At 56.9% G+C, this 14,228-nt stretch carries 11 protein-coding genes; 8 read left to right on the top strand and 3 right to left on the bottom strand.

Annotated elements, in window-relative coordinates; genetic code table 11:
• Positions 1-94 precede the first annotated feature (94 nt).
• Complete coding sequence (locus K2Q04_RS11570) at positions 95-580, top strand: hypothetical protein (RefSeq protein ID WP_291163589.1); 486 nt, start codon at positions 95-97, stop codon at positions 578-580.
• Between the two features lie 19 nt (positions 581-599).
• Here K2Q04_RS11570 and K2Q04_RS11565 read toward each other — a convergent pair whose 3' ends face one another.
• The gene (locus K2Q04_RS11565) at positions 600-3,302 is read right to left on the bottom strand and encodes a bifunctional acetate--CoA ligase family protein/GNAT family N-acetyltransferase (RefSeq protein WP_291163586.1); all 2,703 of its coding nucleotides are present in this window, start codon (positions 3,300-3,302) and stop codon (positions 600-602) included.
• Between the two features lie 175 nt (positions 3,303-3,477).
• On the opposite strand from K2Q04_RS11565, the gene K2Q04_RS11560 reads away from it, so the two are divergent.
• The 6 genes from K2Q04_RS11560 (at position 3,478) to K2Q04_RS11535 (ending at position 9,659) form a co-directional block, all read left to right on the top strand.
• Positions 3,478-5,310: an alpha/beta fold hydrolase gene (locus K2Q04_RS11560; RefSeq protein ID WP_291163583.1), complete on the top strand. Its 1,833-nt coding sequence runs from the start codon at positions 3,478-3,480 to the stop codon at positions 5,308-5,310.
• Positions 5,311-5,412: 102 nt separating this feature from the next.
• A complete protein-coding gene (locus K2Q04_RS11555; RefSeq protein ID WP_291163580.1) occupies positions 5,413-5,787 on the top strand; it encodes a hypothetical protein in 375 nt (124 codons plus the stop codon).
• A 56-nt stretch (positions 5,788-5,843) separates the two neighbouring features.
• Positions 5,844-6,587 carry a CBS domain-containing protein gene (locus tag K2Q04_RS11550; RefSeq protein ID WP_291163577.1) on the top strand — a complete coding sequence of 248 codons (744 nt, stop codon included), beginning with the start codon at positions 5,844-5,846 and terminating at the stop codon, positions 6,585-6,587.
• Complete coding sequence (locus tag K2Q04_RS11545) at positions 6,584-7,726, top strand: MlaE family lipid ABC transporter permease subunit (protein ID WP_291163574.1); 1,143 nt, start codon at positions 6,584-6,586, stop codon at positions 7,724-7,726. Before K2Q04_RS11550 ends, K2Q04_RS11545 begins: the two co-directional genes overlap by 4 nt.
• 3 nt (positions 7,727-7,729) lie before the next feature.
• Entirely contained in the window at positions 7,730-8,521 is a 792-nt protein-coding gene (locus K2Q04_RS11540; protein WP_291163570.1) for an ATP-binding cassette domain-containing protein, read from the top strand.
• A 10-nt stretch (positions 8,522-8,531) separates the two neighbouring features.
• Positions 8,532-9,659 (top strand): MlaD family protein, encoded by a 1,128-nt coding sequence (locus tag K2Q04_RS11535; RefSeq protein ID WP_291163567.1) that lies wholly within the window; start codon positions 8,532-8,534, stop codon positions 9,657-9,659.
• Between the two features lie 60 nt (positions 9,660-9,719).
• On the opposite strand, the gene K2Q04_RS11530 is transcribed toward K2Q04_RS11535, so the two are convergent.
• Both K2Q04_RS11530 and K2Q04_RS11525 read right to left on the bottom strand, forming a co-directional pair.
• Positions 9,720-10,757: a zinc-dependent alcohol dehydrogenase family protein gene (locus K2Q04_RS11530; RefSeq protein WP_291163564.1), complete on the bottom strand. Its 1,038-nt coding sequence runs from the start codon at positions 10,755-10,757 to the stop codon at positions 9,720-9,722.
• Positions 10,758-10,806: 49 nt separating this feature from the next.
• Positions 10,807-12,804, bottom strand: a complete 1,998-nt coding sequence (locus K2Q04_RS11525) for a protein-L-isoaspartate(D-aspartate) O-methyltransferase (RefSeq protein ID WP_291163561.1) — start codon at positions 12,802-12,804, stop codon at positions 10,807-10,809.
• A 540-nt stretch (positions 12,805-13,344) separates the two neighbouring features.
• Here K2Q04_RS11525 and K2Q04_RS11520 point away from each other — a divergent pair.
• The gene (locus K2Q04_RS11520; RefSeq protein ID WP_291163558.1) at positions 13,345-13,683 is read left to right on the top strand and encodes a hypothetical protein; all 339 of its coding nucleotides are present in this window, start codon (positions 13,345-13,347) and stop codon (positions 13,681-13,683) included.
• Positions 13,684-14,228: the final 545 nt, after the last annotated feature.

Genomic DNA, 14,228 nt, shown 5'->3' with positions numbered 1-14,228 from the left:
ACACGGATCAAGGCTCTAGTGTCCCAGTGGCCCATCTTTTAAAGAGATGGGAGCGCGTGCGGTGTTTATTTCCAAAATCGAAGGTCTTTGACCCGTGAACCTGCAAAGTATCACTCAGGATATCGATAAACTGTCGGCTGCTGACGCTGTCATTGTAAACAGTTATGCGCGTTATATTTTGAAAAAGTCTGCGCTCTGCGCGATCTCCGCTTTTATCGCGATTTGCGGCCTCGGATTGTTAGAGCTCGCATCGTTTTGGCTTCTTGAGCCGTCTTTGGGTCCGGCTGGAGCCGTGGCCGTTCTCGGCGCCGTCAACGTGTTCGTGGCACTTTTGGTTTTTGCGGCTGCGGTATTGCTCAAACCTGGCCACGAACTTTCATTCGCGCTCACCGTGCGAAAATCGGCAATACAGGCACTGGAGCAGGACGTTTCGCCGATGGCCGGCAGAGCTGATGCCGCGGCATTTACAATGGGCGAGGCGTTAGTATCGGCGGTCGTCTTTCCGCTACTGGCGACGCTGCTTCGAAATTTCAAGGGTGCACAGCCTGCGAAGACTGAATTAGCCGAAACGGAGAAATGAATATCGATTTCTCGACCGCCTAAGACAGGCTTGCGTGAGCCGTGACGTCTTGGGGATGCCAGACGACTTCGCGAACAGTCGGATCGTCCGGGACTATGCGCAACTTGAACCCAAGTTCGTCCGCCATCGCAAGCATCTGCCGGTTCTCGACGTGCACAAGCCCGAACACCTCCGTCACCCCTTCGGACCGCGCGTAGCTCATCAGCGCGTTCATGAGCTGCCGGCCAAGGCCGTGGCTATGCAGGTCGGATCTTACGATCACACCGAACTCACCTCGGGTCCGGTCGGGTTCAAGAATGAGGCGTGACACACCAAGCAGTTCGCCGGAATCTTTCTTTATCGCGACAAATGCCATTTCTCTCGCATAGTCGACCTGTGTCAGTTTGGCTAAGAACGCATGGGGCAACTCGCGCCGGCCCGTAAAGAAACGCAGCCGGATATCCTCTGGCGATATGCGCGCGAAGAATGGTCCGTAGCGCGGTTCGTCATCTGGCCGGACCGGCCGGAGCGTAATCTCGCCAATACGGTCGACGGTGATCGTCCTCTGCAACCCTGAAGGATAGGGCCGGATAGCGAGTTCCCGTCTTGGGTTGACCTGCTCATCAGCGAGCTTCAGACGCGCGTCGATCGCGATCACGCCGTTCTCGTCGACCAACAGCGGATTGATATCCAGTTCGCGGATTTCGGGGTGACGGATAATGAGATCACTCACGCGTACCAGCACATCAGCGACGGCGTTGACGTCGGCTGCGGGCCGGTCCCGGTATCCGGCCAGCAGGCGAGAGATGCGGGTCTTCGCGATCATCTGGCGGGCGAGAAGCATATCGAGCGGTGGCAAGGCGAGGGCACTATCGCCGATGACTTCAACAGCGACGCCGCCGGCGCCGAACAGCATCATAGGGCCGAATGTCTCGTCGACGTTCATCCCGACGATGATTTCGAGCGCGTTTGGCCTGCTGATCATGGGTTCAACGGTAAATCCATCGATGCGCGCATCCGGTAGCTTGGTCCTTATGCGCGTCAGCATTTCCACTGCCGCCTGTTCCGACGATGCCGCGCTTTCCAGTCCGAGGCGTACTCCTCCCACGTCGGATTTATGAGAGATATCGGGCGAGGCGATCTTGATCACACATGCCTGCGCCTGCTTCAGCACGTCAGAAGCAATGATTCGAACGTCCATTGGCGTCTTGGCGAGCACGGCCCTGTTGGTTGGGATCCCATAGGCTGCCAGTATGGTCTTCGTCTCGAGTGCTGAGGCCACCGTGCGGCCGGCTCTGAGGATACGTTGAATTTCCCCAGCCGCGTCTTCCGCGTGGTACGTCCGCTCGCCCGCGGCGACGGGGGGCGTCTGCATCAGCTCGGTTTGTGCTCGTGCATAGTCGACCAACTGCATGAAACCGGTAACTGCTTCCGACGTCGTCGCGAATGTCGGGATATTATTTGCTCTGAATAGCTCGCGCGCTTCCTTCGCTACCGCCTCTCCAAGCCAGCACGTGATGACGGGCTTTGACGGGCTTCTGTCGCGCCGATCGAGATTGGTTTCGTTGATCACGGCAGCCGCTGCATCTCGCGCGGGTGTGATCGCGGTTGGACAGTTCAGGACAAGGACGGCATCGGACTGCGGATCCTGGAGGAGCTCGTGAAGCGCATCGGTGTATCGCTTCGCAGTGGCGTCGCCGATGATATCGACAGGATTGCCGTGCGACCAGGTTACCGGAAGCACCTTGTCGAGCGCCGCCGTCGTTTTCATATCGAGCTTCGCCAGAACGCCCTTGGCATCCTGCAATTCGTCTGCTGCGAGGACGCCGGCGCCACCGCCGTTCGTCAGGATTGCCAGTCTTTCGCCGCCGAGTTTTGGTGCGTGGGCGAGGATTTCGGCGGCCGCGAAGAGTTCATCGAGCGTCTTGACCCGGAGCAAGCCCGAACGGCGGAACGCCGCATCATAGGCAGCATCGGAGCCAGCCAACGCGCCCGTGTGCGAAAGCGCGGCGCGGGCTCCTCCAGCGTGGCGTCCGCTCTTTACGACGACAACGGGCTTCAACCTTGCAGCATGACGTGCGGCAGAGAGAAACTTTGGGGCGTGCGTAACGGCCTCGATGTAGAGGAGAATGGCGCGGCTAGACCGGTCGGTGGCGAGATAATCGAGCATGTCGCCAAGGTCGATATCCGCCATTTCTCCAAGTGACACCACGTGCGAGAAGCCGATGTTACGAGCTGCCGCCCAGTCGATAATCGCCGTTACCAGCGCACCAGATTGCGATACGAAAGCCAGATCTCCCGCTAGCGGAGCGCGATGTGCGAAGCTCGCATTGAGGCCGATCTGTGGAACCATAAGGCCAATGCAGTTCGGTCCGAGGATGCGCAGACAATAGGGACGGGCAGCTTCAAGCATCTCTTTCGATCTTGGACCGACACCTGCGGTCAAAACGATAGCAGCTCGTGTTCCTTTCCGGCCGAGGTCGGCAATTATGCCCGGCACTGCTGCGGGTGGTGCAGCGATCACCGCCAGATCTGCGGGAGCGGGGAGATCATTCACCGAGCCGTAGCATTGGCGCCCCGCGACCTCGGAGTGATTTGGGTTAACCAGGCTGATGCCGCCGGCAAAGCCTGCTGCCGAGAGATTGTGCAACACCGTGAGCCCCACGGAGCCTGGCTTCGGACTGGCGCCGATCAATACGACCGATTTTGGAGCCATCATGTGAGTGAGATTGCGTATCGTCATCCTGTTTCTTTGCTCATTGCGCGTTTGCCGACGACGCTTTAACCGATATGATCGGTCAGCAGCTGATTTGGATCAATCCTGCCGCCTCGTTTGGGTTTTTTGACCTGGGTCAATTCTGTTGGCGCTGGGCTTTCATATTTTATATTCTGGTAATGGTCAGTCTGGAGAAGAGGCCGTGTTGACCAAGGTTGAGGATGGCAAGCCCGAGCTGAAGAGTGCTCCCGCACGCGCGTGCACGACCGAATCCGAGAGCGGCGCCGTGGAGCCATTGCGCACGCATAATCAGGATGCATTTTATCATAACCTTGACCGCCACTTGCACTACCTTCTTGCGCGGACCACGGCGGGTGTGTCGCCTGCAGCATGCGCCAATGCTTACTTCGATTGGGCCATTCATTTGGCATCGTCGCCGGGACGTCAACTCGAGCTTCTCGGCGAGGCAATTCATCAGTGGACCCGGCTCGCGGACTTCACAAAAGCTGCGGCGTCGGCGGGCGCCGATGCAACTCCATGCATTCTGCCGCGGCCAAATGACAAGCGCTTTCGCTCCGAGCACTGGAAGGAATTTCCCTTCAACGTCTATGGCCAGTCGTTTCTACTCTGGGAGGAGTGGTGGCATTCCGCGGTTACCGGAGTGCGCGGCGTGGAAAGGCAGAACGCCGAGCGTCTCGATTTTATTTTGAGGCAGGTGCTCGACGTCTTTGCACCGACGAATTCTCTACTCACCAATCCGGATGTCCTGCTCCGTACCCAGGCAGAAGCGGGGTTCAATCTCGTTCGTGGTCTATGGAATTATCTCGAAGATCTGAAGCGACTTCGTGACCGAGAGGGGCCCGATGGCTCAGAAAATTACAGGGTCGGTGAAGCCGTCGCTGTGACGCCCGGAAAAGTGATCTTTCGAAATCACCTAATCGAACTCATCCAATACTCGCCGACAACGTCTGAAGTGCATCCAGAGCCCATTCTCATCATTCCCGCCTGGATCATGAAATTTTACATTCTGGATCTCCGTCCGGAAAACTCGCTGGTCAAGTATCTCACGGGCCAAGGCTTCACCGTGTTCATGGTTTCCTGGCACAACCCAGGAGAGGAGGATCGCGATACGAACTTCGAAGATTATCGCCGTCTTGGCGTGATGGCCGCGATCGATGCGGTCAGCAAAGTTGTGGGAGGACAGAAAATTCATGCCGCCGGCTACTGCCTCGGCGGGACGCTGCTGGCAACGGCCGCGGCGGCCATGGCGCTCGACAATGATGATCGTTTGAAAACGGTGACGTTCCTTGCTGCCCAAGCGGATTTCCGGGAAGCCGGCGAATTGACGTTGTTCATCGACGAGAGCCAGATCTCATTCCTCGAAGACATGATGCAGGAGCAGGGGTTCCTCGATAGCACGCAGATGGCAGGAGCATTCCAGCTTCTACGCTCGAATGATCTCATCTGGTCTCATGTCATCAATCGTTATCTCCTGGGCGAACGTAAGCCCGCATTCGATCTATTGGCTTGGAACGCGGACGCGACACGCATGCCCTACCGCATGCATTCAGATTATCTGCGTTCCCTTTTTCTCAACAATGATCTCGCTGAAGGGCGCTACACGGTCAATGGACGGGCGATAGCGCTCACTGATCTGCGCATGCCGGTATTCGCGCTCGGAACCGAGACCGACCACGTGGCGCCATGGAGATCAGTCTACAAGTTCAACATCCTTTGCGACACGGATGTTACATTTGTGCTGACCAGCGGAGGGCACAATGCTGGCGTCGTGTCGCCTCCGGGATCGCCAGGCCGCAGCTATCGGATGGCGACGAAGTTTGAAACCGATAGCTTCGAAAGTCCCGACGCGTGGCACGCGAATGCGCCTAAATTCGAAGGTTCTTGGTGGTCGGCGTGGACGGGTTGGCTCAGCGAGCGTTCGTCTAGAATGACCAAGCCCCCATCAATGGGCGCATCGGGCGACGGACTTGAACCGCTCGAAAATGCTCCCGGAACGTACGTTTATCAGCGCTAATATCTTCGGGTTGATCGTGCGTGATTTCGATCGAGCGGAAACGACAGGCGGGGCGAAGCTAATGATTTGAGAGGGTTCATTTTTTGCGTAGGAGATATTGATATGTCTGATCGTCAACAATATTCAGAACCCGGGGCGACGCCGGATGCGGCCTTTGGGGTTGGCATTTTTCCGCTGCTGCCAGTGTGGAACCCAATGGCTGGGAGAGTCGGAGACTGGAATTCAGACGCCCAGCACGCTAGCGAAGAAATCGCGCACAGCTGGCTCCGGTTCGTCGGCGACCGCATTGCAAAGGACGCCGCTTTCCCGGGGCAGCTCGCAAGCTGCAGGACAGCCGGCGACGTCTATCAAGTCTATGCGCAATTCTGGCAGCAGGCGACCAACGACTATGGCAAGGGCTTCACCGCCATCGCCGATACAGTCTGGCAAGCGGCGCGCGGGCCACTGGCGCCGTTCGGCCGAGGCAAGGACCAATAGTGAGGAAGGTGTACTGCACACCAAGTCACTGCAAGGAGTTGATCAAGGAGTTGATCATGAAAGCGCGTGACATCATGACCAAGAATGTGGTGTCGGTCACACCAGAGTGTTCGATTGTGGACATGGCGGCGACGATGCAGAAGTTCCGCGTCAGCGGCTTGCCCGTGATCAACGCCGGCGGGGCGCTTGTTGGCCTCGTCACTGAAGGAGATTGCCTGCGCCGCGCTGAGACAGGCACGGCGGCCAAGAGATCGGGCTGGCGTTCGTTTCTGGCAGCGCCGGCAACGCTTGCTGAAGAGTACATTCGTTCTCATGGTCGCAAGGTCGCCGACGTAATGACGCGAGATCCGATCACTATCGGCGAAGACACGGATGTCGAAGAGATTGTTCATCTCATGGAGAAGCATCAGATCAAGCGCCTGCCTGTCGTGACGGCGGGCGAAGTCGTCGGGATTGTAAGCCGCGCCAATATCGTGCAGGCGCTGGCAGGCTTGGCTCGCGGCAGTAGTCCTGTTCGCGAGGACGATGCCGCCATCCGAGAACAGGTGCGCGCGGAGCTACGCAAACTACCGTGGATGGCCATTGAGTTCATCACCCCCACAGTGAAGGATGGGATCGTCGACCTTTGGGGCTCGTTTACGGCCTATGAGCAAGACCGGGCGGCCGTGGTAGCCGCGGAAAATGTTCCGGGCGTCAAAGAGGTTCGAAACCATCTCGCGTGGGTCGATCCGGTCTCTGGACTGGTCGTGTATTCGCCTGACGACAAGGAGCAATCTCAGCCGGCAGAACCTGTGTCTTGAGCGGAGAATCCACGTCTCTGCTGACGTCCGTTAGGGATGCGAATTCGTCGCTGATTACCGCGGCGAACGAATGGACCGCGGAGCGTGCAAAGACGCTCGATCAAATTGTCAGCTCGTTGTTGGCGGAAGCCGATCACCAGAATGCTACGTCTATAGATATGAGCGGTGTCCGTGCCTTCGATACGTTCGGAGCGTGGCAGCTTGCGCGTCTAGCTCGCGAGTTGAAATCGCGAGGACGCGAAGTGAAGATCATCGGGCTTCAAAGCCAATTCGCCGCCTTGTTCGATGCCGTGCAAAAGTCGAGCGAAGAAGCCGATCGTGTGCATCCAAAAGCGCGTTTGGAATATTCAGGGCTTGCAGCAGTCGGCGAGGCGTTAACGAGCGCTTGGCAAAATTTCTTGTTGCTCCTCAATATGCTTGGCGCGGTCTCCGTCGCGACGCTGCGAGCGCTGCTCAGGCCCTCGGAATTTCGGCTCACATCCACGGTACATCATCTCGATCGGGTCGCTTGGCAGGCCGTACCGATCATCCTGCTGATAACGTTTTTGATAGGCGCGATCATTGCCCAGCAGGGATTTTTCCATTTCCGGAAATTCGGCGCGGACGACTACGTGGTCGATATGGTCGGTATTCTCGTCCTCCGCGAAATCGGCGTGCTCATCGTGGCCATCATGGTGGCGGGGCGTTCGGGAAGCTCCTACACGGCCGAGCTCGGCTCGATGAAAATGCGGGAAGAAATCGACGCTCTGAGGACTATGGGCTTCAATCCCGTAGACGTTCTCATTCTGCCTCGCGTGATTGCCCTGGTGATCGCGTTACCGATCCTGACGTTCCTCGGGTCGATGTCGGCGCTTTACGGAGCCGAATTGGTCGCTTGGTTGTACGGGGGGATGAGTCCTGAAATTTTCGTCGCCCGGCTGAAGGAGGCAATCTCGATCACGCAGTTCAAAGTGGGAATGATCAAGGCACCCTTCATGGCGCTCGTCATAGGCATCGTAGCATGCACAGAGGGTCTCAAAGTCAAAGGCAGCGCAGAATCTCTCGGACTTCAGACGACGGCTTCCGTGGTGACATCCATCTTTCTCGTCATTGTTCTCGACGGACTATTCGCAATCTTTTTTGCGTCGATTGGTATGTGAGACATGCAAGCTGCCGCAGTCCAGCCTGTAATCCGTGTCCGCGATTTGGTCGTCGGCTTCCATGATCGGATCGTGCTTGATCATATTTCCTTGGACGTTCGGCGCGGCGAGATTCTTGGGCTCGTAGGCGGTTCGGGCAGCGGCAAATCCGTTCTCCTGCGCACAATCATCGGACTGCTGCCGAAGCGCTCCGGTACGATCGAGGTGCTGGGGCAGGATTTGAATGCTCTCGACGACGATGCTCGTCGTGCGTTCCAGCGGCGCTGGGGTGTCCTATTTCAGAATGGCGCGTTGTTCTCGTCGTTGACGGTCATTCAGAATGTACAATTTCCGATGCGTGAATTCTTGCGTCTCCCGGAAGACATGCTCGAAGAGCTGGCGGCGACGAAGCTCGCCATGGTCGGGATATCCAGGAAGGACGAGAATAAGTTCCCTTCCGAGCTCTCCGGTGGCATGACGAAGCGCGTGGCGCTGGCCCGCGCGCTGGCACTCGATCCGGAACTGGTGTTTCTCGACGAACCGACCTCCGGCCTCGATCCCATATCGGCCGGCGAATTTGATGCTTTGATTCGAACGCTCCAAAAGACGCTCGGTCTGACAGTCTTCATGATCACCCACGATTTAAACACCCTGCACGCGGTCTGCGATCGCATCGCCGTACTGGCAGACGGTAAAATCGTGGCGGATGGTCCGATGTCCGCAATGCTTTCCAGTGAGCACCCCTGGGTCATGTCCTATTTTCGTGGGCAGCGAGGGCGGCTGCTCGAACACGAATCCGCACGATTGTCTGTTTGAGGGGGCCTGGATGGAAATCCGCGCGCGCTATACGTTGATAGGCATTTTTACGCTTTTCGCTGTCGCAGCAGCTTTTGCGTTTGTCTACTGGCTGAACCATGCCGGTGGCCTGACAAAGCAAGCGCTCTACCGCGTACGATTTGAAAATACGGTTTCCGGGCTTCTGAAGGGTTCTGGTGTGCAGTTCAACGGCATCCGCGTCGGAGAAGTCGTTGCGCTGCACTTGAACCCAGAAAATCCGAAACAGGTGACGGCGCTCATCTCCATTGACCACGATACGCCGGTTCGCGCCGACACGAAGGTCGCAATTGCATTTCAGGGACTCACGGGTTCACCGGTTCTCTCATTAGACGGTGGAGCGGCGAACGCTTCGCCGGTGACATCGACCGACAATCAGCCGCCGCTTCTTTCCGCGGATCCTGATGCAGGTCAAAACATGACGGAGTCAGCGCGAAGCGTTCTTCGCCACATCGACGCTGTCGTAACTGATAATGCCGAGCCGTTGCGTTCGCTGATTGCAAATATCAATACCTTCTCTGGCGCGCTTGCCCGCAACTCGGATCGCGTTGACGGAATACTTTCGGGGCTCGAGCGAATGACAGGTGGAGGAACTCAGAAAGCATCAGCCCATGTATTTGACCTAAAAGCCGCGGACGCGTTTCCATCTCTGGCGAAAATTCCCCAAGGACAGCTCGTCGTTCCTGAACCGGACGTGGTCGGCAGCGTCTTCAACGATCAGGTTGCCGTCGTAACGCCGTCCGGCGACCGGGCGACAGCGTTCCAAGCAAAATGGCCGGATACATTAAGCCGGCTCGTGCAATCACGTGTGGTTCAAAGTTTCGAGAACGCCGGCTATCTGAAGACGCTTGGCCGCCAGCCCGACGGGCTCAAAATCGATTACCAGCTCTTGATAGATTTGCGCAGCTTCCAAGTCGTTATGTCAGAAACGCCCACTGCGGAAATTGCTTTTTCGGCAAAGATCATCGGCGAAAATGGTAACATCCTCGGTGCGAAGTTGTTTGAGGCTCGTATCCCTTCTTCGAGCGTCGTGGACGAGGCGAGCGCCGTGGCGGCTCTTAATCAAGTGTTCGAAAAGGTCGTCACCGATCTCGTCGTTTGGACATGCAAAACCGCTTAAGGCCCATTCCCAGGAAAGGTCGGCCGACAATCATCGGCCGACTGTGCGTAATGCGCTGTTTCAGGCTTCGATCACGACCTTGAGTGCGCGCGTCTCCGCTGCGCGGCTGAAAGTGTCGTAGGCATCGAGGATTTTGTCGAACTTGAAACGATGCGTGATCAGCTTGGTCGGATCTATTTTATGGGCCTGAACTACTTTAAGCAGCATCGGTGTGGTGACAGTATCGACAAGCCGTGTCGTAATGCTGATGTTCTGGCTCCAGAGTCGCTCAAGGTGCAGATCGACTTTGACGCCATGCACACCGACATTGGCGATCGTTCCGCCTGGGGCAACGATGTCCTCGCAGGTTAGAAATGAAGCGGGTACACCAACAGCCTCGATCGCCGTATCGACGCCGCGCCCGCCGGTCATTTTCATGACGGTCTTTGCCGCTTCGACGCCTGTCGCGTTGACAGTTGCCGTTGCCCCAAAACGTTTGGTCACTTCGAGGCGATTTTTGTCGGGATCGATCATGATGATTTCGGCTGGCGAATAGAACTGCGCCGTTAGCAGGGCGGCCAGTCCAATCGGACCCGCGCCGACGATTGCGACTGTGCTGCCTGGCGCAACCTTGCCGTTGAGGACGCCGCACTCGAATCCTGTTGGCAGGATATCGCTGAGCATCACGAGCGCTTCCTCGTCAGCTCCTTCCGGGATCCGATAGAGGCTTGTGTCAGCATGCGGAATCCGCACGTACTCCGCCTGCGTTCCGTCAATCTCGTTGCCGAGAATCCAACCGCCCGTCGTGCAATGTGAATACATGCCCCGCCGGCAATATTCGCAACGGCCACAGGCTGAGATGCACGAGATGAGCACGCGGTCGCCGGGTCGAAAGGCAGTGACGCCTGCGCCGATCTTTTCGACAGTTCCCGTTCCCTCGTGACCAAGTATCCGGCCGGGGCTGCAAGTTGGAACATCACCCTTCAGGATATGAAGATCCGTTCCGCAAATCGTCGTCTTAGAAATTTTGACGATGGCATCGTTCGGTTCTTTAACTTCAGGGATGGGCCGATCTTCAACGATCTTCTGACCGGGGCCTTTATAGACAAGTGCCTTCATCGCGCATCACTCACCTGGGTTGATCGTGCAGTGTCCTCTCGCCCGCCTTCTAGACGCCAAACGGATAAGTTTCGGGCATTCCCTCTAGTTCGATACTAGCGAGAGGCTTAACGGCGCTTGTTCGGTCGATCCATATGTATTCGTCAAATTGGAGGGGCAGGGTTGCCTCGAAGTAGTGGCTCGCGAGTTCGCTATCGGGACGATAGATGACGCCGATCGCGCGTTCGAGGAGTGGTCGCATCAACTTTGCGCGAAGCTCGGTCTCTTCCTGAAGCGAAAGCATCAATCCCGGAGCGTTCGTCAGATGGAAGAGCCGCTCATAGCTTTGGGCGTGCGCCGGCCGGACATTCATGACCTCCATGGCCCCGTCCCAGTTCGAAGCGGCTGCAACCGTGCCGTCGTTCGTGCCGAAGCCTATGCTGAAGCAATCGGTCCCGAAGTTTCGTCTGCAGAGTTGTCCGATATTGTATTCGCCACGCCGGCTCATCTCCGTCGCCGATGCATCGCCTATATGAGAGTTATGGGCCCAAATGATCGCCTTCGAATTTGCGCCATGATGAGTGAGCAGCTGGTTCAGGGTTTCGAACATGTGGCTATCGCGCAAGTTCCACGATGCGCGCGAGCCATAATACATCGTGCGATAGTAGCGCTCGGCATTCGAAATCAAACGCGCATTTTGAGCAGCGTCGAAGAAGCGTTCGCCGTCAGTCATCGTATAGGCTTGTTGTTTCTCGAGTAAGTCCACCAAGACGTGCGAGACATCTTCCTCGCACTTTCGATAAGCCCCGGTCAGCGCGGCGCGACCGTAAGCAGATGGGTCGGCCTCCCAAGGGCTAAGGCACCCATAACGTTCCCGAGCAATCGCTGCGAGGTCTGGATCGACAGTATCGAGATAAGTAAGGACCACCCGCACCGAGTTATATAAACTGTAGAGATCCAGCCCGTAGAAAGCCGCTCGCAGATCATATGCGCGCGTCGCGTTGTGCTTATGGAGCCAGTCGACGAAGTTGCGGGTTTCTGCGTTCCGCCACATCCACGTCGGGAATCTTGCAAACGCCGTCCATTCTGACGGCGGCACGTCTCGATGTCGCGCATAGTGATCGATGCGCGCCGCATCGGGCCAGTCCGCCTCGGCGGCGACAAAGTTGAATCCCTTCTCTTCGATCAAGCGCTGCGTAATGCGCGCTCGCATTCGGTAGAACTCGGAAGTGCCATGACTTGCTTCGCCGATCAGGACGATCCGTGAATTACCGATGCGATCGAGAAGCGGTTCGAATTTCGCGTCTCGTATCTGCGTGAAGATCTCCGCGTTCTTGGCGATCAGGGATGGCACCGAGATGCTCACGGCGGGTCGCGCACGAACGAGTCGCGGTGGCTTCACCTCCCATTCGTCCTCCGCAGTTTCCCATCCCTCCTTTCCGATCAACGGCACGAAGCGTACGTCGGCTATGTCTTCCTGCTCGAAATCTTCATCGCCGGTTCTCGTAATGCGCACTAATTCTTGGGAGCGGAAATTGTCCCCGATGGGTACGATCATCCGACCGCCGACCTTTAGTTGATGAAGCAGCGTGGTCGGTACATCGGGCGCGCCAGCCGAGACCAGAATGGCATCGAATGGCGCTTCCTGCTGCCAGCCTTGCGTGCCATCGGCGTGCCGCACGTGCACATCGTCGTAGCCAGCGTTTGCCAGATTCTCGTTGGCCCGTGCCGCCAGTTCGCCGATGCGTTCGATCGTGTAAACCTCGCCCGCAATTTGCGCCAACACGGCCGCGGCATAACCAGATCCGGCACCGATCTCCAAGACCTTTTCGCCACCGCGCAGACATAGCGCTTCGATCATGAAGGCGACGATATAAGGCTGGGAGATCGTTTGTCTGGAACCGATCGGCAGGGGCGTATCATCATAGGCCTCTGCTGCGAGTTCATGTGGAACGAAGATTTCGCGCGGCACTGTTCGCATCGCATCGAGGACGAGAGGGTCACGAACCCCGCGGCCTTCGATTTGCGTTTCAACGAACCTGTGCCGTTTTTCGCTCGATCCATCCATTTTGGATACGTCATCCTGGGGAATGACACTGGCGCCCAACCATCTCGAGTAAAAGAAATGGACACCTTGCGCGGAAGTTCAACGTCACTGACGCATTTTTGCCTTGACGCATGTCAACGGACCGAGGTGATCGATGGTGGCCTTACTCGGCGCTTCGCCAGTGAAGCCGAGGCTCAAGGCGGCGGATCGAAAGATCCATTAAGATTACCCCGGAAACAGGCCTTTGTTCGTCTTCGCGACGTCGCCTGCGCGACAGCAAAAAGCGGAAGGAGCCACGATGTTCGAAAGGGCGAGCGAGAACGCTCGCGATCCGAAAACACGCGGCGTCCTTAGGTTGCAAGACTGCATAAATCATCTGTGTGCGACATATGTCACGGCTTGATCGAGATCAAATGGTGCATGGCCGGACGATTTAAATTCCGGACAGTGAACGGTCGGTCGACGGCAATGTTTTTGCAAAATTCCTTTCAACGGACGCCGATCTGATCGTTCACGTGCGGCCCCTGAAAAAAGTCGAATGTATCTCTGGAGTAATCACCAATGGACGGCGAGCGTTCAATCTGGCAGCCCGTCAGCATCTCTAAGCAGTATGCCCGTTTGCTGGCGCGTATGATGGAATTTGGTGCCGAACCCATCACGGTCTCGGGTCGGAGGGAAATCGTCGGAATGGGACACAACGGCAGATTGTTTGCCTATCTGCACGAGGGGCAATTGGCCCTTAAGCTACCCTCGCGTCGCAGTGCATTCCTTTTCAATGCAGGAATGGTTCAGCGGTTCAAGTATAGACGCGTCGAGCGATCCTTCGAATGGGTTCTCGTTCATCGAGGTTCCGAATGGATTTGGGACCACCTTGTCGATGAGGTCTTCCAGTATGCGTGAACACTGCCCGCAGATGAACTCGTGGACTTGCCAATCGAGCAAATTGTAAAGCGTTTGCTCGTTTTGGCGACGGCAAACCACGCCGAGGATCGCTCGGTTCGCTCCGCCCTCGTAGGTGTCGCGCCCCGTCCGACACTTATGATTTCGAAGCTTCTGCACGAATACAATTTCTCGGCTCGAATTTCCGCAGGGGAGCAGCGGGGAATGGTGCGAGCCTTTAAGGTCTTTTCAGTGTGATTGGAGGCGATCGGCCACTTTCGAATTTGATGAGGCGCGATATCGTTGCTTGCCGAGCTTATTGGCAACGTCAGATCGAACAAGGGCGAGCAACTGCTACCCGGGCCAATAGCCATATCGGTCACATTAAAAGGATTTTCCAAGAGATCCGCGAATGCCGGCCTTTGAAATTTGAAGAGCTATTTGTTCCCTTAATGTAGAGCTATTTCTCCTGCTCGGAGTGAACGTGGAAATAAGTGTGCTCCGGAAGATCGCCGCTGAATTGTAGGGAAATCCCAAAAACGGACTTCGAAGCCGCTATCGGCGTG

This window comes from Hyphomicrobium sp., from assembly GCF_019753045.1.
GTDB lineage: Bacteria > Pseudomonadota > Alphaproteobacteria > Rhizobiales > Hyphomicrobiaceae > Hyphomicrobium_B.
Note: the sequence above shows the minus strand (reverse complement) of the source record. Positions and strands in the feature narration are given on the sequence as shown.